At 51.8% G+C, this 16,960-nt stretch carries 19 protein-coding genes and 2 pseudogenes; 12 read left to right on the forward strand and 9 right to left on the reverse strand.

What is annotated here, in order from left to right:
• The first annotated feature begins 79 nt into the window (after positions 1-79).
• The 3 genes from BA6348_RS05245 to BA6348_RS05255 are packed head-to-tail and all read left to right on the forward strand — an operon-like array spanning position 80 to position 1,138.
• Positions 80-340 (forward strand): hypothetical protein, encoded by a 261-nt coding sequence (locus BA6348_RS05245; RefSeq protein ID WP_007784958.1) that lies wholly within the window; start codon positions 80-82, stop codon positions 338-340.
• Position 341: 1 nt separating this feature from the next.
• The gene (locus BA6348_RS05250) at positions 342-746 is read left to right on the forward strand and encodes a hypothetical protein (protein WP_007784956.1); all 405 of its coding nucleotides are present in this window, start codon (positions 342-344) and stop codon (positions 744-746) included.
• Positions 743-1,138, forward strand: coding sequence for a JAB domain-containing protein (locus BA6348_RS05255; RefSeq protein WP_007784953.1), 396 nt, complete (start codon positions 743-745; stop codon positions 1,136-1,138). The genes BA6348_RS05250 and BA6348_RS05255 overlap by 4 nt, the downstream gene beginning before the upstream one ends.
• Here BA6348_RS05255 and istB read toward each other — a convergent pair.
• The 5 genes and pseudogenes from istB to BA6348_RS05275 all read right to left on the reverse strand — a co-directional run bounded on the left by istB (position 1,096) and on the right by BA6348_RS05275 (position 4,050).
• The gene (gene istB, locus BA6348_RS26500; RefSeq protein ID WP_242507450.1) at positions 1,096-1,920 is read right to left on the reverse strand and encodes an IS21-like element helper ATPase IstB; all 825 of its coding nucleotides are present in this window, start codon (positions 1,918-1,920) and stop codon (positions 1,096-1,098) included. The genes BA6348_RS05255 and istB overlap by 43 nt on opposite strands.
• Positions 1,921-1,991: 71 nt before the next feature.
• A complete protein-coding gene (locus BA6348_RS26505; RefSeq protein ID WP_007784949.1) occupies positions 1,992-2,504 on the reverse strand; it encodes a transposase in 513 nt (170 codons plus the stop codon).
• A 142-nt stretch (positions 2,505-2,646) separates the two neighbouring features.
• Complete coding sequence (locus BA6348_RS05265; RefSeq protein WP_311133329.1) at positions 2,647-2,787, reverse strand: site-specific integrase; 141 nt, start codon at positions 2,785-2,787, stop codon at positions 2,647-2,649.
• A 37-nt stretch (positions 2,788-2,824) separates the two neighbouring features.
• Positions 2,825-3,031, reverse strand: a complete 207-nt coding sequence (locus tag BA6348_RS05270; RefSeq protein WP_003842539.1) for a hypothetical protein — start codon at positions 3,029-3,031, stop codon at positions 2,825-2,827.
• Positions 3,032-3,211: 180 nt separating this feature from the next.
• Positions 3,212-4,050: pseudogene (locus BA6348_RS05275) on the reverse strand (Rpn family recombination-promoting nuclease/putative transposase).
• 644 nt (positions 4,051-4,694) lie between these two features.
• On the opposite strand from BA6348_RS05275, the gene BA6348_RS05285 reads away from it, so the two are divergent.
• The 5 genes from BA6348_RS05285 to BA6348_RS05305 all read left to right on the forward strand — a co-directional run bounded on the left by BA6348_RS05285 (position 4,695) and on the right by BA6348_RS05305 (position 9,321).
• Entirely contained in the window at positions 4,695-5,795 is a 1,101-nt protein-coding gene (locus BA6348_RS05285) for a glycosyl hydrolase family 8 (protein WP_122952570.1), read from the forward strand.
• A gap of 34 nt (positions 5,796-5,829) precedes the next feature.
• Entirely contained in the window at positions 5,830-6,705 is an 876-nt protein-coding gene (locus BA6348_RS05290) for a GGDEF domain-containing protein (RefSeq protein ID WP_122952571.1), read from the forward strand.
• A gap of 175 nt (positions 6,706-6,880) precedes the next feature.
• Positions 6,881-8,176, forward strand: coding sequence for a glycosyltransferase family 2 protein (locus BA6348_RS05295; RefSeq protein WP_005836712.1), 1,296 nt, complete (start codon positions 6,881-6,883; stop codon positions 8,174-8,176).
• A 178-nt stretch (positions 8,177-8,354) separates the two neighbouring features.
• Entirely contained in the window at positions 8,355-9,065 is a 711-nt protein-coding gene (locus tag BA6348_RS05300) for a YjjG family noncanonical pyrimidine nucleotidase (protein ID WP_005836714.1), read from the forward strand.
• An 88-nt stretch (positions 9,066-9,153) separates the two neighbouring features.
• Complete coding sequence (locus tag BA6348_RS05305; protein ID WP_005836716.1) at positions 9,154-9,321, forward strand: aspartyl-phosphate phosphatase Spo0E family protein; 168 nt, start codon at positions 9,154-9,156, stop codon at positions 9,319-9,321.
• 108 nt (positions 9,322-9,429) lie between these two features.
• On the opposite strand, the gene BA6348_RS26510 is transcribed toward BA6348_RS05305, so the two are convergent.
• The 4 genes and pseudogenes from BA6348_RS26510 to BA6348_RS27805 all read right to left on the reverse strand — a co-directional run bounded on the left by BA6348_RS26510 (position 9,430) and on the right by BA6348_RS27805 (position 10,456).
• Positions 9,430-9,576, reverse strand: a complete 147-nt coding sequence (locus BA6348_RS26510) for a hypothetical protein (protein WP_155808553.1) — start codon at positions 9,574-9,576, stop codon at positions 9,430-9,432.
• Between the two features lie 40 nt (positions 9,577-9,616).
• Positions 9,617-9,838: a hypothetical protein gene (locus BA6348_RS05310; protein ID WP_007784930.1), complete on the reverse strand. Its 222-nt coding sequence runs from the start codon at positions 9,836-9,838 to the stop codon at positions 9,617-9,619.
• Positions 9,839-9,953: 115 nt separating this feature from the next.
• Positions 9,954-10,298, reverse strand: a pseudogene (locus BA6348_RS05315) (spore germination protein); the annotation flags it as partial.
• Positions 10,253-10,456: a hypothetical protein gene (locus BA6348_RS27805; protein ID WP_025844201.1), complete on the reverse strand. Its 204-nt coding sequence runs from the start codon at positions 10,454-10,456 to the stop codon at positions 10,253-10,255. The pseudogene BA6348_RS05315 and the gene BA6348_RS27805, both read right to left, overlap by 46 nt.
• 472 nt (positions 10,457-10,928) lie before the next feature.
• Between BA6348_RS27805 and BA6348_RS05325 the strand changes: the two genes are divergently transcribed.
• The 4 genes from BA6348_RS05325 to BA6348_RS05340 all read left to right on the forward strand — a co-directional run bounded on the left by BA6348_RS05325 (position 10,929) and on the right by BA6348_RS05340 (position 16,822).
• Positions 10,929-11,876 (forward strand): accessory Sec system S-layer assembly protein, encoded by a 948-nt coding sequence (locus BA6348_RS05325; protein ID WP_007784928.1) that lies wholly within the window; start codon positions 10,929-10,931, stop codon positions 11,874-11,876.
• A gap of 88 nt (positions 11,877-11,964) precedes the next feature.
• Positions 11,965-12,924, forward strand: a complete 960-nt coding sequence (locus BA6348_RS05330; RefSeq protein WP_005829772.1) for an SLAP domain-containing protein — start codon at positions 11,965-11,967, stop codon at positions 12,922-12,924.
• 43 nt (positions 12,925-12,967) lie between these two features.
• Positions 12,968-13,963: an SLAP domain-containing protein gene (locus BA6348_RS05335; RefSeq protein WP_007784926.1), complete on the forward strand. Its 996-nt coding sequence runs from the start codon at positions 12,968-12,970 to the stop codon at positions 13,961-13,963.
• Positions 13,964-14,254: 291 nt separating this feature from the next.
• Positions 14,255-16,822: a S8 family peptidase gene (locus BA6348_RS05340; protein ID WP_007784924.1), complete on the forward strand. Its 2,568-nt coding sequence runs from the start codon at positions 14,255-14,257 to the stop codon at positions 16,820-16,822.
• The last annotated feature ends 138 nt before the right edge of the window (positions 16,823-16,960 follow it).

Below are 16,960 nucleotides of genomic sequence, written 5' to 3' on the forward strand. Positions count from 1 at the left end.
TTGAGGCATTCTGCCGCCCGTAACAGGGACGGTGGGATGCCTTTTCTCATTTTGTAGCCAGTAAACGAGGAGGGCACACATGCAGACACCAGCGGAACAGTACGAGCAGTTGGTAGGGGAAGAAGACAGAGTCGTGTTCGGCATCCAGACATGCGAACATTGTGTCACGCTGCTGCTGGACAATCTCTACCGGACTGGAGAGGCACAGAATCAAGACACCTACACCGAGATTCTCAAAATCATTCACGAAGTCGAACAGCGACTGAGGAGAGAATGGCTTGAGCTAAAAATCAAAAAGGCAGTTTTGGCTCATCAGATGCAACAGAAAGGGGATGTGTAGCATGAGAACGATCAAAACCTTGGCAGATGTACACTGCTTGCAGGCAGCGCAGGTGTTTTCTCCGAGCTTTCTGTCGTACTTGGAGGAAGAGTTTCTGGGACTAAAAGAGGCGTTCGACTTCGACGGTCTGGACGAAGCATTCACGTTGGACACATACGGCTACATGGTTGTGCTGGAGAAGGGAGACAACCTGCGGGATCTGAGCGTGGTCGGCCTAAGCAGAGAGGACGGGGGACTTCTCGGCAGCCTGCCGGAGTTTGTCGAGAAGGTGGAACGAAACGGCGAGTGCTGGTACAAGGTGGTCGTGATCTACACCAACGAGTACGGGATGGCCTTCTACGTCCCGGCAAAAGCAATCTCTGACGACAACGAAATCCAAAACTGGTTGGAGGAGCATGTAGAATGAGTCAAAACAGAGAAGTCGCCAAACGAGTCAACATCGTCCGAGTCAAAATGGTACGGGAAGCAAGCCTCCTGTACCCGCAGCGCCGCATTAGGATGGCAAGGGATGTCGTAGAACTGTTCCAGACGTTTCTGCAAGAAACGGATCGGGAGCAGTTCTTTTTGCTTTGTCTGAACACCAAAAACGAGCCGACTGCGCTGCACACTGTTTCGATCGGCTCCCTGGACGCAAGCATTGTCCATCCAAGAGAAGTGTTCAAGGTCGCCATTCTCTCCAACGCCGCTGTTTTTCGCAAGTCAAAAATACAGAGAATCGCTGCGGATTTGTGCATAGGCACGGCCAACGCTGAAGATTATGACGATCTCACTCCGGATAGCGCATTTCGTAGCCGGTAGCTCTCGCCGGTGAAAGCCAGGACGTGTGCGTGGTGAACGAGTCGGTCCACGAGCGCTGCTGTCAGTCTGGCATCTCCAAACACCGTGTTCCACTGGCCAAACTCAAGGTTAGAGGTGACAATCACACTCCTTTGCTCATAGCATTCGGAGATGACGTTAAACAGTAGTTCAGCTCCGTCTTTGTGAAAGGGCACAAACCCCATTTCGTCGAGGATGAGAAACTCAGCCTTCTGCAACTCCCGCTGAAAACGGCTAAGCGTTCCGGAGTGGTACTTGTCCTGTAACGCGGCCACAAGGTCATGCACCCGAAAGAATCGTACCTCGTACCCTCGTCGGCAAGCCTCCACGCCTGGTGCCGTTGCCAGGTGGGTCTTGCCTGTTCCCACTTTGCCCAGCATCATCACGTTCTCTTTCCGCTCGAGAAATGCCAGATCCGTTAGGAGCTCACGACTGCAATGCGCTGGGAAGGTGACTGCTCCGAAATCGAGTGCAGCACCCATGTCGGACATCTGGTGTGTATCTAACAATCGACGAATCAGAGCCACACGAGATTTCCTCAGATCGATATCCTCCACTTGCACGAATCTGCGGACGGAAGCAGGCATGAACCTCGCCAGATCGGAGTACATCACCGTCCTTGGCTTTCTCAGGTAACCCTCAAACACATCTGTCCACTCAATCGGGATTGCCTTTTCCGTGTACGGGCGAGGCAACGTCCCCAGGTGTCGGTACTCTCCGTCGCCCGACAAAACCTCGATCTCGTCCCATTTCACCTTGAGCAATACGGGATCTAGCGCACGGCACTGCGGTAGTGGCTATGTGGTTGTTTCAAACCGGAGTTCCCGATATTTGTTCAAGCGGGCCGGTTCAAGCCTGAAAACCTCAAACGCAACGGGAAGGACATAATCAGCACTTTGCGCTCCACGAGTTGACCTGGTTGCCCAACATAGGCTGTACCAAAATCAACCTGTGCCTCTCCGCCGGGGTGTTCGAGTCGTTCATAGCTTTCGGCACGTTCCAGCTTGAGTTCTTTTCGGCGTTTGGCTACATATTCTTCAACAGTGCGTCGTCCGCCCTCAAACCTGTATTCATCACGCAGACGATCAAAGATTCGCTTCGCGGTATAACGCTGTTTGCGGGGCAACGCCTGCTCCTCCGTTAACCAAGTATCAATGATGTCAAGATACGGACCGAGAACGGGATATCGTCTCTTGCGCCGACAAACGGGTTCATTCCAATCGTCCTTTGTGGCGTATTTCTTGGCTGTCCTCCAATTGACTCCCATGGCTCTCGCAATCTCCGAGATTGAATAATCCTCATTCTCGTACAAAAATTTGATATACTGTTGCTGTGGCACTTTCAACATTCCTCTCACATCTCCCTGGTTCTTCTGGACAAAGACCAAGGTAGACTTAATAGAGTGATGTTGGCAAGTGCCTATTTATTTTTCCGCCTTGTAAAACGCAGGCTAGCTCTGCATTTTTACGCTGCGATTTTCTGTACTTTTATTATGCGATATACACCAGGTACGCTGAGAAGGCTCTTACATCCCCGACGTAGGATTCAATCGTTTTCGGCGCGATCCCGTTCTCCACAAGATACTCTGTGAATTGCTGAATCACGTCCATCTTTTTAGCACCTCCTGACATGCAAAAAGACCCTAGGGCTAATCGTTAGCCTTCGGGTCTACGCGTTTGATCCGGCGAACTTGCGAAACGCACGACACATCTCGCCTTCGTCATCTCCCCACGCCTGTCTGATGTCCTCCGGGTCGAGAATGCGAAAATGTCCGGTGAGCCTGTTCCGCTGCAGCTTCCACCCGTTTCTCCTGTCCAAGGTGTCCCAGAGCACTTTGCCGCCCGCCGTTTTGGTTGGCAGGTTTGGAAACAGCATGTGCGAACACCTCCTTTCCCTTTCTTTGAACGCAAAAAGACCCTGCATCCTTTGCTTGGACACAGGGCCGATCGGTTCTGGAACGTTTTTGAGCCTCGTACAGCGTCAGCGGTGGCAGATGCGGCACCTTCTGCCGCTGCTTTGGATACAGACGCTACTTGCGGAACATGGAGGGGAAGGCTAGTGAAGTTGCTGCTTTAGTTTTTGAATTTCATCTGGAGAAAGTTCCGTGTACCTTGCAATTTTGTCGATTGGTTCCCCATCTGCTAACATATTCAATGCCATTTTGATTGCCTTTTGCCGCTCGCCTTCCGCTTTTGCTCCCTTAATCATGTTGAGCTCATCCTTCAGCGCCTTCTCCCGCAACTCGTACAACCTGCGAGCCTCGGCATCCTGGCTCAGAAATTCAAGGACGTTGACCGCCTTGCGAATCGTCGGTTCGCTCATCGCCAATTCCTCCAGTTTCTTTTTGCTCTCGGCTTTAAAAAACAGCATCCACTTGACCAACATATCGCTGGTTTCCTGGTGCACTCCTGATACCTTGGGCAATTCGAGAAAGTGGATCTCCAGATCGTCGGTTAACACAAATCCTTTCTCATCCTCCCGCAGCCGAAACACACTGTGGTAGTTCTCTGTCGGAAGGTACTCAAAGTCTATGATGCTGATCGTGACCGTTTTTTTGAGGTTCCGGTACGGTTCACCTTCGGCCAGCTGTCCCTCGTACATCTTTGCCCAATAGTACAGGGAGCGCTTCTCCATGTCGTACTTGTTGTGAAGCTGCACTTCGATGTTGATCTGTTCGCCCGTCTTCGTTTTCGCTCTCACATCGAGGATGGAAGCCTTGTCTCCGACCTGATCGGCGTTGATGTGCGGATCAACCAGGATGATTCCTTCAGCTCTTTACCTTCCTCCGGTTTCAGCGTGGCATTGAGAAACGATAGCAACAGATCTTTGTTTTCCTCGGTGCCAAAGATTCGTTTGAACACAAAATCGACGATTGGATTCATCCGCTTGGTCACGCCATCACTCTCCCTTCCCCGTCCTTTGTCTGTATTACCATTATACCACCGGAGCGCGGTTCAGACACTCCTGCACAAACCTCCTTTCTGTTCTATCTAAGGGAATATTAAATGTCTGAAATTGGGTTTGAATCGGTTTTTGGTGATGAGGAAAGGGATGGGGGACAGCGAGGGCCGGAAAGTGGGAAACCGACTAGACTGGCTGCAGTTTTTATATTAATCAGCGGGGGTTTCAGGCAAAAAGGTTCGCACGCTTGTTCGCTCGTATGCAAGCGATACCGCCGATCTTTGAACGACAGGATTTTTCAGTGAGCTTAGGTAGAGTTTTGCAGCGAGTTATGTTGTGTCCAGCAAAAACGGGAATGAAGAGGGAAAGCCGTAGCGAGAATACATGAAAGCTGCTACGAGAGCAAGTGAAAGCCGCAACGAGAACAAGCGAAAACAGTATCGAAAACAAAGCACAAGCCCTGTACAAGCCCCACGAAACCCTCCCCCCACCCCCACATACATATTTTTCAAATCAATATAAATAGACGCTAATCACCGCTTGTATTATACTTTTTTGTATATAAATGACTTAGTAAATAAATGTAAAATTATCCATCTGATTCTTCGTTTTTCCACTCGACAGGAATGATGCCCACTTGCAAAGTGATTATCTCAACAAAAAAGCAAAGCTGCTTTTCGCAGGCGTGTCGATGCTGGCTGTGTCTGGCTGCCTTTATTTCTTCATGTTGGAAAAGCAGGTGCCGTCGCCGACGGAGAAGTTTATTGTCGAGCACATGACCAATCCGAACGGGACGCTGGCTACTTATCTGCTGGACGCTCCTGCGGAGACGGCGGACATCGTGGCCGGGAGAGAGGCGTTGGCGGAATCGCTTGGCCTCTGGATGCAGTATGCGCTGGCGAGGGACGATCAGAAGCTGTTTGACAGCAGCTATCAGGTGTTGCATCGGTACTTTCTCTCGCCGCAAACGTATTTGTACTGGAAGCTGTCAGCAGATGGTCAGTCGCATGTGACGACGAACGCGTTTGGGGATGATTTGCGGATCGTGGACGCGCTGTGGCAGGCGGCTGACAAATGGGAAAAAGAAGCGTACAACAAGACAGCAAACGCTGTAACAGAAACCTTGCTTGCCTTGTCTATACAAAACGGATATCTCGTTGACTTCCATGACTTCGCAAAAAAGGAGTCTCCACACACGCTCAGCCTCGCCTACGTCGACATGTCTGCCCTCAAAAGGATGGCCGATCACGGGATGATCGACGCGGATATGTACAACCGCTACCGGGACCTTATGCGGAATATGCCAGAGGACGGATTGTTTTATCCTAAAATATTCCACGTAGAGAAACAAGTGTACAGCTATGATGACTCGATCAATTTGATCGACCAACTGATCGTCGCGCTGCATCGGGCGGAGATCGGGGAGAGGTCGGAGGCGCTGGTCGGCTTTTTGAAAAAGGAATTTGCGCAGCGTAAGCAATTGCCTGGGCGCTACGACCGTTTAAGCAGGACGCCTGCCGTCTCCTACGAATCTCCGGCGGTCTATGGGCTTGCTATTTTGCTTGCTCTGAAGCAGGACGACCCGGACTGGGCCCGCGAGCTGTATGAGCGGATGGTCAAGCTGCGCAGCGAGGATGCCCGTTATGTTGGCGGATATGTTTTTAACGACAACACGCACATCTTCGACAATCTGTTTCCGCTTTTGGCAGAGGAGGCGATGCGAAGCTACCTGGACTGATGGGAGCGGAAAAATCTATGAAAGGAGCTGAATCATGAACAACAAATCTCCGACGCGCAAGATGGAGATCGGGTATGCCATCCTGTTCCTGCTCACGGCATTCCAGGAAGCGCTGGTTTACGTGCAAGTCTATTGGAAGCAAGCGTACACCTTGACCGAGTTTGTTCTCAGCATGGCGATCCTGCTGGCGCTCTTGCTTGGCTTTACGGTGCCGATGGGGGTATCGGTTGTTCTCATATTCGTCTATATGGTCAGCTACACGGTCTGGCTGGCTACCTACGCGGAATCCAGTGTCATCGTTTACGCCTGGATGCTGGTGATTCCGGCGAATGTGCTGGTTGCGGCATTTATCAGGTCGTATTTGATTCGCAGCAAACGCATTGTGGAACGGCTAGAGGAGCTGAAGGAGATCAATCCGATTATTGATCTCGACACGACGCTGGGCAACAAAGAGGCTCTGGCGGAGACGGTAGTCAAGCAGTCCAATCTGGCCAAACGCTATGAGGATAAATACAGCTTTTGCATGGCGATGTTCAAAATCGAGTTTTTGCCGCTCGTCCAGGAAGCGCTCGGCTCGGAGCGGTATGCGCAGTTGTTGCTGGAATTGTCGAATACGATTCAAAAGCAGATTCGCTTCGAAGATTACAAGTTTTCGCTCGATGAAGGGCGGTTTGTCATTTTGTTGCCGATGACGAACAAAGACTATTTGCAACGGCTGACGGGCCGGATTAAAAACGCGATGATGGACGTGTCGTTTACCGATAAAAAAGGGCGGCCGCTGGAGCTGGTCATTCGCTCGGGAGCGCTTGTGTTCCAAAAAGACCAGTTTAGCCAGTATGAACAAATCGACAACGTGATCGCGGCGCTCGAACGGAACGCAGAGCTGGATCTGATCGGTGAATACATTTAAGCATGGCTAGCAAGCTAGGAGGGGAAAGGGGGGCTTCCGATGTCGTACACGAGCTGGTTTATCCCCTTGTGCATAGCGGTCAGCGTTATTTTTACCGTAGCCATTCTTTTTCTGACGGTCGCTACTTTCGTTTTTCGCGACAGAGTGAGCAAAAAATACGATCGGAGGAAAATCAGTGGCTGAACTGTTGTTGCTGCTCGCGATTATCAGTATTTGGATCGCGGTGTTTGAGTCGGCTGTCATTATGCTGGGGGCAATCCGCTTTGTTTTTCGGCAAAGTAAAAAGGAATTGGTGATTCCGGCGAATATGGAATCATATCCTACCGTGACGGTATTGGTGCCGGCGCATAACGAGGAGCTGGTCATTTCCGCGACAGTGGAGCATATTTTGCAGTTGAACTATCCGGTCGAGAAGCTGCAGGTGATCGTCATCGCCGACAACTGTACGGACCGCACGGCAGAGATGGTGCGGGCGGTGCACGCCAGACCGGAATTTGCGCAACATCATTTGCAGGTGATGGAGCGGACGGGCACCGGGGGGAAATCCGGCGCGTTGAATGACGCGTTGCGGCTGGCTACTGGCGAATGGCTTTGCATTTACGATGCCGATGCTGCACCGGAGAAAAACGCGTTGGCTTTTTTAATGCAAAAGGCGATGGAGCAGCCAGAGCGGTACGGAGCGGTGTTCGGTCGCAACAAGGCGCGCAATCGCGACCAAAATTTTCTCACCCAATGCATTAACTTGGAATTGGTCACTATGCATCGCGTCTACCATACGGGGCTGTGGGAGCTTTTTCAGCTTGGCTCGATTCCGGGGACGAATTTCATCGTCAAGCGCTCGCTGATCGAGGAGGTTGGCGGCTGGGACGAGGAGTCGCTGACGGAGGATACGGCGATTTCCTTTGAAATATTGAAGCGGGGGCAACTGATCGCGCTTGCGCCGCGGGCAGAGGCCTACCAGCAGGAGCCGGAGAAGCTCGGCGTCTACATCAAGCAGCGCAAGCGGTGGGCGATGGGCAACTATCAGTCCATTTTCGGGAACATCACGCATTTGTTCGACGGGACGAGCTGGCGGATCAAGCTGAAGCTTTTGTATTACGCAGCCAGCTACTTCTGGTTCATGGTAGCCATTATCGTTTCGGATATTATTTTTGTGACCAATCTCGTCTACAAAATCATTTCCTTGTTTCATCCCGAAGTGGTTTCGCCGTTCCAGTTTGCCGAAGACATCTACGTCTATCTGGTAGTCGCCTGGGCGCTGATGTATTACTTGTACGTGCTGCAAATCAACCTCGCGCTGGCCTCGGACATCGGCCAGAGCACGACGAGAAACTTCGTCTTGTCCTGCCTCTCGTATTTCACGTATGCGCAGTTGTTTATTATCATCTCTGTCCAAGCGTTTTTCGGGTTGTTGATGGACAAGGTGACGAGAAGAAAAAGAAAGTGGTACAAGACGCAGCGCTTCACATGAGTGAGCGCGCTCGCTTGTTTGCACAGAGTCTGTCGGCGGAGGGCAGGCTCTTTCTTGTTTCTTCCGATCTTTCCAGTCGATGGGCTGACCGTTATGTGAATCTGTTATAATACGAGTACAGATTGTTTGAGGAAAAAATAAACGGGCTCGCTGGAGACGGAAACGGGTGGAGAGAGCAGTGAAATACGACGTGATTTTCTTTGATGTGGACGATACGCTGATGGATTTTGACTTATCGGAAAAAAATGCGTTGGACAAAGCTTTTCGCGAGTTTGGGTGGCCAGAAGGCATGACCGATTACGAAGCGGCCTACCGCGAGATTAACAAAGGCTTGTGGCGCGAGCTGGAGCAGGGCGGCATTACGCTCGCGGAGCTTGGGGTGGAGCGATTCAAGCGGCTGTTTGCGGCTCATGAGCTTTCCGGGGATGCGGAAGCGTTTAACCGGCTTTACCTTGCGAATCTGGGGCAGGAAGTGCATCTGCTGCCAGGAGCGGTAGACGTATGCAGCCGTCTCGCCGACTGTAGGCTGGCGATCATCACAAACGGGTTTGCCGAGGTGCAGACGTCGCGAATCCGATTGTCTCCGCTGCAAGACGCATTCGAACAGATCATCATTTCCCAGGAGGCCGGGTTCCAGAAGCCCGACCAAAGAATTTTCGATTATGCGTTTTCCCGGCTGGCGCTAACGGATAAGAAAAAAGTCCTGATGGTAGGCGATTCGTTAACGTCCGATATTCAAGGAGGACACAACTACGGGATTGATACATGCTGGTACAATCCGCACGGCAAGGAAAACCATCTGGGGATCACGCCGACGTATGAAATCCGCGACCTGACAAATTTGCTGGGAGTTGTCGGCAGCAGCGTCGAGAAAATCATTCACATATAAGTTCATTCTTTTTTTCTTATATATACGAATGTTCGCGCGGTATAATAATCCTATTACTTATGATCTAATTGTTTCTGGAGGAATTACCATGGATCATACAACAGATCTTCTGCAGCGTATCGAGACCATGCGTAAAGAGTTGTCTGAGTTGGTCTTGGAAAAAGGTAGTTTTCTGCATCCGACTGTGATCGATATGTCGCAACAATTGGACGAGTACATTGTGAAATATCAAAAATGCCTCCAGTTACACACATAAAGCAGGAAGAAGTTATCCACACTCTGTGGATAAACTTGTTACTAATTGTCTGAATAGTTCTATTTTATTAGGTCTGCCCCAGTTTTGAGCCAGCTTTTTTAGCGTTGCTCAAAAGCTAGGCAGCTTCATTCGCACTCGCTCCTTTTTTCGCGTGGCCGCAATCAGCAGCAGCAGGAGCGGCAGCACGACTTGCATCAAGAAGCCGTAGTAGGGGAGCGAAGTCATGTCGAAACGCAGATATTTTTCCTTTTTCAAGCATGAATGCTCACCTCTGGCTAAACGTAGTACCCGTCGATTATTTTTCCATCCATTTTTCCAAAGGCTTGAACAGTGTATTCAGCCATGTAATCGGTCCTGCCATATTGGGCAAATCGAATTGAGCCAGCGCCCATCCGCACAACAAGAGCGAGAAAAAAGCGATTTTGTCTCTCAGCGGTTTCTGTCTCAGGGCAGGCAGTTCAAAGAGGACAATCAAAATCACAAGCACCGTAACGCCTATTGTGACGCCCCATCTCACTTTTGTCTCACCTCATCTTCCGGTATGCCGCCTGGAACCGTGACCAAACCGGGACGGCGGATAAACGCCTCGATCCACGAGTTTGACCAGCTCGGGACTGCTCATGTTCAGATTGGAGCGAAATCCCGAGAAACAGGTAGCGCAGCCAGCGAATCGCCGAACCGATGACGAAGCGCTGGTAATAATCCTCCGCCGCTTGAAACAGGGCGAAAAAGGTGATCGGCGCAATGAGGACAAACGGTGTCCCGTCGATCAAAATGACAACTCTGCCCTCCAGCAAGGCCGAACAGGCTGTGTCTGGCCGTTCGGTATCTTTTAATTGCGGAAAGGGCGAGGCGGGGTTGTCCTCAATCATTTCTTCTATATATCCGCTCTCCAAAACTCCGTCGATCTTGATCCGTTTTAGCCGGGCGGTCACTTCTTCGACAAGAGTGTAGTCGACAAGTCCCTCCATATAGGCACTTGCTCGGCCATCCTTCCGAGATCGGGAAAATCGCTTTCTGTCACGTGCATGAGCGGCATCAGCACCTGCTGGTCGACGTCCTGGGCGGTGCAGAGGCCGCTGATGAACACGAGATACGCCTTGGTCGTCTTGCCGATAAAAAAAGGGCGGAACACGACGTCAGAGCATTTGTGTATAGTTGTTACTCCACAGTTTGCCCAATTATGAATTTTTTAATCTGTTGTCAGTGGAATTGTCAGTATTTTTCAACGCTTTTGCAAAAAAGAACCAACTGAAACGGTCAGTTGGCTCAAAAGATATTCCCCAAGTTATTTGTTTAGACACTTCTATTTTATCAACAACGAATTATAATGTAAACTTTCTCACCAAATGGAAGTTTAATCGGGGAGAAGAGGCACCCTTCCATTCCTTGACATCCCTAATGCCTACAGGTATCCTTACAAATATTACCCGTCTCTGACGCAGACAGGTCAGCCGGCTGGCTGCCACACCGTGCATTCTCGATCAAAAGGCCGTAACAGGCGGGAGAATGCCAAGTTTTCTATGTTGCAAAAGGATGTCACTATGCTATAGTGAATGACGAACGCAAACTCTATATAGATGTAGAGAAAAGTTGGGAGCGGTGCTATGTTATCCTTCTTGAAGAATTTAATGGGGAAGACACCTACCACCAAAGAGGTGCGAGAGCAGGTTCAGGAGGAATCCATTTTGTCCGCTTCTGATACCGAACAGTCTCATCAGGAAGCACAAAAGCAAAAAGAGGCATCTGCCGGCGTCGTAACAACGCTGTCCTTGCATGAATCGTGGGAAGCGAAGCTGAGTACGCAGGAGAAATACGCGCTTTCCTTTATGGCTCAGGAGCTGGAACCGCTGCCGGAAGGGAATATCTCCCTCGCAGGAACAGCGCTTGTTCCGCATGATGATGGAATCGAAGTGACGGCGTTTATCCGCAACAGCTCGGACCGTCCGATCCGCCTGAAGGAAATGACGCTGGTGGTATTGTTCGGGGATCAGCAGTTGTTTACCCGCCAAGCGTTTGACTTGAGCGAGATAGGGGAAATTCCGCCGCGATCAGCCAGACCGTGGTCGTTTGTATTTTCACGCGAGCACTTCCTGGAGGTAAACGTGCTTTTGGCTAACTGGAAGGTCGCATTCGAGATGGCGCAGAAAAAAATGGTGCTGCCGCAACAGTTGGAGCTGGAAGAGTCGTGGATCAAGGCGCTGTCGGATGCGCAGAAAAACTCCTTGATCGAACTGGCGAAAAATCTCCCTGCCTTAAAAGAGGGAGAAGTGAATATCCAGAGTGTGCAAATTCGTCGCTCCCCGGAAGGAGCCCTTCACGTCATGCTGTTGATCCGCAACGGCTCTACGCAGTCGCTCTCCTTTGAAAAGCTGCCGCTCGCTCTCTACGATGCGACAGGGGCAAAGGTGGCAGAAGGAATGTTTGAGCTTGGCAGTTTGACCGTGAATGCCAATACGAGCAAGCCGTGGCTGTTTATTTACCCTCCGGAAAGTATTTTGGTGGAGCAGCCGGACCTGTCGCGCTGGAAAGTGAGTGTTCCGCAGCAAGCGTAGAGAGTCTGGTTTGCATGGGCGATGGGGAAATGTATATCATGAGGAGAGAGAAACTTCGTTCGGGCCCGGACGTGTGAGGAGGTAACACATGTTTTCTTTTGTGAAAAATTTGTTTGGAAAACAGCAGGGTGACAAGGCCCTAGAGGATTTGAAAAAAGAGATTCAGGAAGAGTCTGCGATTGACATTGCGGAGTTGAAAGATACGGAAGTAGAAGTGGAAAACCAGCCCGCAGCGAGCACTTCCGGCAAGCCTGACAGAGTGCGCACAGAGCTGTCCCTGCATCCGATGTGGGAGCAGGAGCTGGATGCGGAGAAAAAATATACGCTGCGATTCTTGCAAGCAGAACTGCCTGAGATGGCACGAGGCTTGATTAGCGTAACGGGCTTCAGCATGATTCCCCAGCCGAACGGCATGACCGTGACGATGTTTTTCCGCAATGCGACAGATAAGCCTGTGCGCTTCAAAAACATCGGCCTGGCTATTTACTTGGACGACAAGCCGTTCGCGCGGATGAGAGTCGACCTGTCTGATATGGGCGCTATTCCTCCGCATACAAGCCGTCCGTGGGAAGTGCTGTTCCCGGAAGAGAGCTACCTGCACGACAACTTCATGTTCAGCCGCTGGAAAGTCGTGATGAAAGCAGGAAAAAGATCGCACATCTGGCCAAGTACGCTGGAGCTGGACCCGGAAATGGAAAGACGCATGACACAGCGTCAAAAAGACCGTCTGGAGTCGCTCGCGTACTCTTTGCCGCCGATTCCGGTCAACTCGGTGCAAATTACCGGGTTTGATATCGGGAAAACGAAAGAAGGGCAACTGGTTGCCGCATTGCTGTTCCGCAACGGCCTGTCTACGGATTATCGTCCTGACAAGCTGAAAATCACGATTTCCGATACGGACGGCGATGTCGTGGCGCGAGGCGTTGTGGATGCCAGCAAGATTCGCGTGAAGCCGGGAAACAGCCGTCCGTGGCTGATCGTGTTCCCGCCGGAATTCGTGAAAAAACCGGATGCCAATCTGCGCAGATGGGTTCTTGACGTAGAATAGGCGCAAGAGCTCTCGATCGCAGAAATCAGGAGGAGGTTGACATATGAGTTGGTTATTGGAGAACTGGTTTGGCTCCAAGGAAAGCCTGGAGCAAGTACGTGAAGATATTCATGAGCATTTGCATAAAGAGTTTTACCTGGGGGTGTCGGGGATCGACAACCCGCAGCAATCGGCGAACCGGGTTGAGGCCAAAGAGCTGTTTCTGACGATGAACGGTCCTTGGGACAATCAACTGGAGGAGGCGGAGCAGGAGCTGCTGCAGTACGTCCACGATGAGCTGCCTCCGGTCGTTCGCGACGAGGTCGGCATTATTCCGTTCTACACACAGGTGACAGATGAAGGCTACCTGGTGCTGACGTACATTCGCAACGCGACAAACCGCAACGTGCTGTTGCAAAAGCTGCCGCTGACCCTCGTGACTGCTGACGGCGAAGAGGTGGCGAGAAAGACGTTTGACTTGATGGCAAACGGTCCTGTGGGCCACATGGCCAGCCGTCCGATGGAATTTATGTTCCGCTGGGAAGAGTTCGACCGCATTCCTGAGAAGGAAGTGCCGCTGACTCTGACCTATAAAAAGCCGGAAAAACGCCGCATCGAGGAGACCCAGGAGCTGAATATGGGCCTGAGTGCGGACGAACAAAGCCACTATACGCAAAAAGCGGCGGAGGAAGCTCCGGTGGAAAAAGGAAAGGTAGATTTGCAGGTCCTCGATATCAAGCCTACCGATGATAACGGCCTGAAGGTTGTCGTCGTATTCCGCAACGGACTGGAGAAGCGCCTGGAGTTTACCGAGGTGCCGATCATCGTTCACGACAAGGAAGGCGATGCGGTTGCCCGCGTCAGCTACACGCTCGAAAACATGAAGGTGGAAGCAAACAGTCAGCGCATCTGGGCGTTTGATATCCCGTCTTCTTCGATTAAAAAAGCAGAAGTAAACCCGGACGAACTGAGTGCCTACATTCCGCAGGCGCGTCAACGCAAAAAAGAAAAAGCATATGTAGAGCCTGCTACCGAAGACAACAAAGGCCTGCTGCAGTAATGGATGAACCCTTTTTGCCAATGGTGAAAAGGGTTTTTCTCCTGCCATAACGTTCCAAATCTTGGGGAAACAGGGTTGCTTTTCGCCCTTTTTATCCGCTATGCTAGGACGAGAAGCATAATACTTGAATACCTTTTTGAACGTACTGAAATGGATAAGCGCGAACATTTATTCATTTCGATACGTTAAGAAAACCTTCCACGACAGCGCATGCCCCTTTGTTTGAGCGGGCGGCGATAGAGGTTTTCTTGCTGCGCTAGTTGCAGGGGAAAGTAAGGAAGGACTGTGTTTATGAAAAAATCGATTCAAATAGCCGTGTCAGTTGCGATGCTGCTCACGCTTGTACCGCTGGGCGTGCGGCCTGCACTCGCTGCCGCGCCTGCTTCCAATGACAGCTATCTGAGCAATCAGTTGCACATCAGCCAGATCAAGGCCGACAAGGCGTGGCCTGTAGTCAACAGCAACCAGGCGATTACGATTGCCGTGCTCGATTCCGGAGCGGACTACAATCACCCTGACTTGAAAGGGAATCTGCTGCCGGGTGTCAATCTGGTCAACCCGGGGAAATCGGCGCAGGATGACAACGGGCACGGGACAGAAGTCATCGGGGTTCTCGCTGCAAAAGGCAACAACGGGATCGGGGTATCAGGGGTAGTCTGGAACGCCCGGATTTTGCCGATCAAAATTTTGAACAAAGATGCAGTGACGAATGTGGACATGATTGCGAAGGGGATCAATACAGCGCTCGACAGGGGAGCCAAAGTTATCCTGATGTCGTTCAGCAGCCTGTCCTATTCCCGCTCCTTGAAAGAGGCCATTGACCGTGCGGAGAGAAGCGGAGCCGTCCTCGTCGCTGCCAGCGGAAACGAAGCAAGCCGCGTCGCCTATCCGGCTGCCTACCCGACAGTCGTTGCGGTTGGGGCCGTGAATGGGAAAAACCAGGCGATTTATCAATCGAACACGGGGCCTGAGTTAAACATTGTGGCGCCGGGGCTTAACGTATATACGACGAAGCTGGGCGGAAAGTACGGATCGTTTTCCGGTACGTCAGCGGCAGCGCCTCAAGTGGCGGGAGCGGCGGCCCTGATTTTGGCCCGCTATCCAAAGCTGACGGCGCTGGATGTGAGGCAAATGCTTTACCAGACGGCTACAGACCTCGGCGAGAGCGGCTGGGACCGGCAAACAGGCTACGGATTGCTGGACGTGAACAAGGCAGTGCGCAGCGCGCTCTCCGGCGACTTTTTGGAGCCGAACAACTCTTTGCAGCGAGCCAAAGCATTCCCTATCGAACAGCAAATACGCGGCAACCTGGGGCCAAACGACACGGTAGACTGGTTTAAAATGGATGTGCCGTATGACGGAAAAGTCAGCTTTACGGCGACGATTAACTCCGGGGTATCCTCCGCCATGGCGGCTACCTTTTACCCGGAAAACCGAACGCCGATTACGCAGTATTTTGGAAACGGGGATACCGTTACCGTCCCGGCAAAAGCGGGCAGGATGAACATCAAGCTGATGCGAAACGGCGGCGTCAACTCGTTTGCCTACGTGCTGACGAGCAAGTTCACGATCAACCCGGACCGCAATGAGCCAAACGATACGATGGCGACGGCAAGGCCGCTGGTAGGCAACCAGATCAGCGTCACGGGCAACTTCCACCAGGAGGGCGACCAGGACTGGTTCTCCTACTACGTCCGCGAATACGGGCATATGGATGTGACGGTGACTCCCGACAACAAGCGGGTGGACCTGGTGCTTGCCATAGGAAAGCAGGAAACCGGAAAAAATACGGTTTGGGACCCGCTCTACGACAACGTCGATCGCGATAATCCGTCCGAGCGTGCGAGCAAGGAAGTCTCCCCGGGAAAATACTACATTCGGGTCAGCGAGTATCAGCAAAATGCGGTGAACGGCGAATATCGTCTGGATCTCGGGTTCACCCCGCTGAAAAAAGATTTGAACGAGCCGAATGATACGTACAGCAGGGCGTCGCCGCTAGCCGCCGGAGGGGTCATGACCGGAACGATTCCGACGGCTTCGGATGCAGACTGGTTTCAATTTACGCTCAATACAGACTCGTACGTCACGATTCGAGCCCCGTTTATTCCGGTATCCAGCGGTTTTCGCATCGCTCTTTACAGCGAGAAAAACATGAACTACGCGCTCGCTTCGACAAACGAAGTGGCTGAGCTGTCCGATCGGGGCAGCGAGATTTTCAGCCTGCGGTTGCCAAAAGGCAAGTATTACGTGCGCCTGAACAGCGGCATTCCGTTCAAGTACGATGCGTACAAATTGACAGTCACGCAGCAGCCCCTCGTTTCGGGGTATCGGGATATTTCCGACCATTGGGCGCGCACAGAGATCGCCAGGCTGAGCTCCAAAAGAATTGTCCAAGGCTTCGGCGATGCGACGTTCAAGCCTAACGAGGCAGTAACTCGTGCGCAGTTTGCCACAATGCTGCTGCAGGCGATGCGCGCAACCGGCTCGAAGGTAGCCAGCGCGTATTCCGGACGGGAAGTGTTTTCTGATTTGCCAAAAAAGCACTGGGCGTACAACACCCTTGGAGTGGCTTATCAGCTCGGAGTCTTGAAGGGGTATCCAAACAGTCAGATCAAGCCTGACCAAGCTGTTTCGCGGGCGGAAATGGCCGCGATGATCGCCAGGGCGAAGGGCGTGGCTCTGAACAGCAGCAGCGCACCGAGCTATCGCGATGTTCCGGCCGGCCATTGGGCAGCACCGGCGATCGGCGCTTTGACGGCAAGAAACTGGCTAAACGGATACGGTTCGCTCTTCAAGCCACAGGGCAGCGCTACGCGGGCCGAGGTTGTTGTATTAATCGCCAAATCGTATCAAGTGTAAGAAAAAATTTTCCGCTTTGCGTTCGACAGACGCATGGCATGGCTATATCGTCCTTGTGAAAACGCGGCTTCGATCACCTCAGACGCTTCCCGCAGGCGATTCCAACAGCGTTTTGTACAGGGCGATTTCGGCCAAAGA

It is taken from the genome of Brevibacillus agri (genome assembly GCF_004117055.1).
Lineage (GTDB): Bacteria > Bacillota > Bacilli > Brevibacillales > Brevibacillaceae > Brevibacillus > Brevibacillus agri.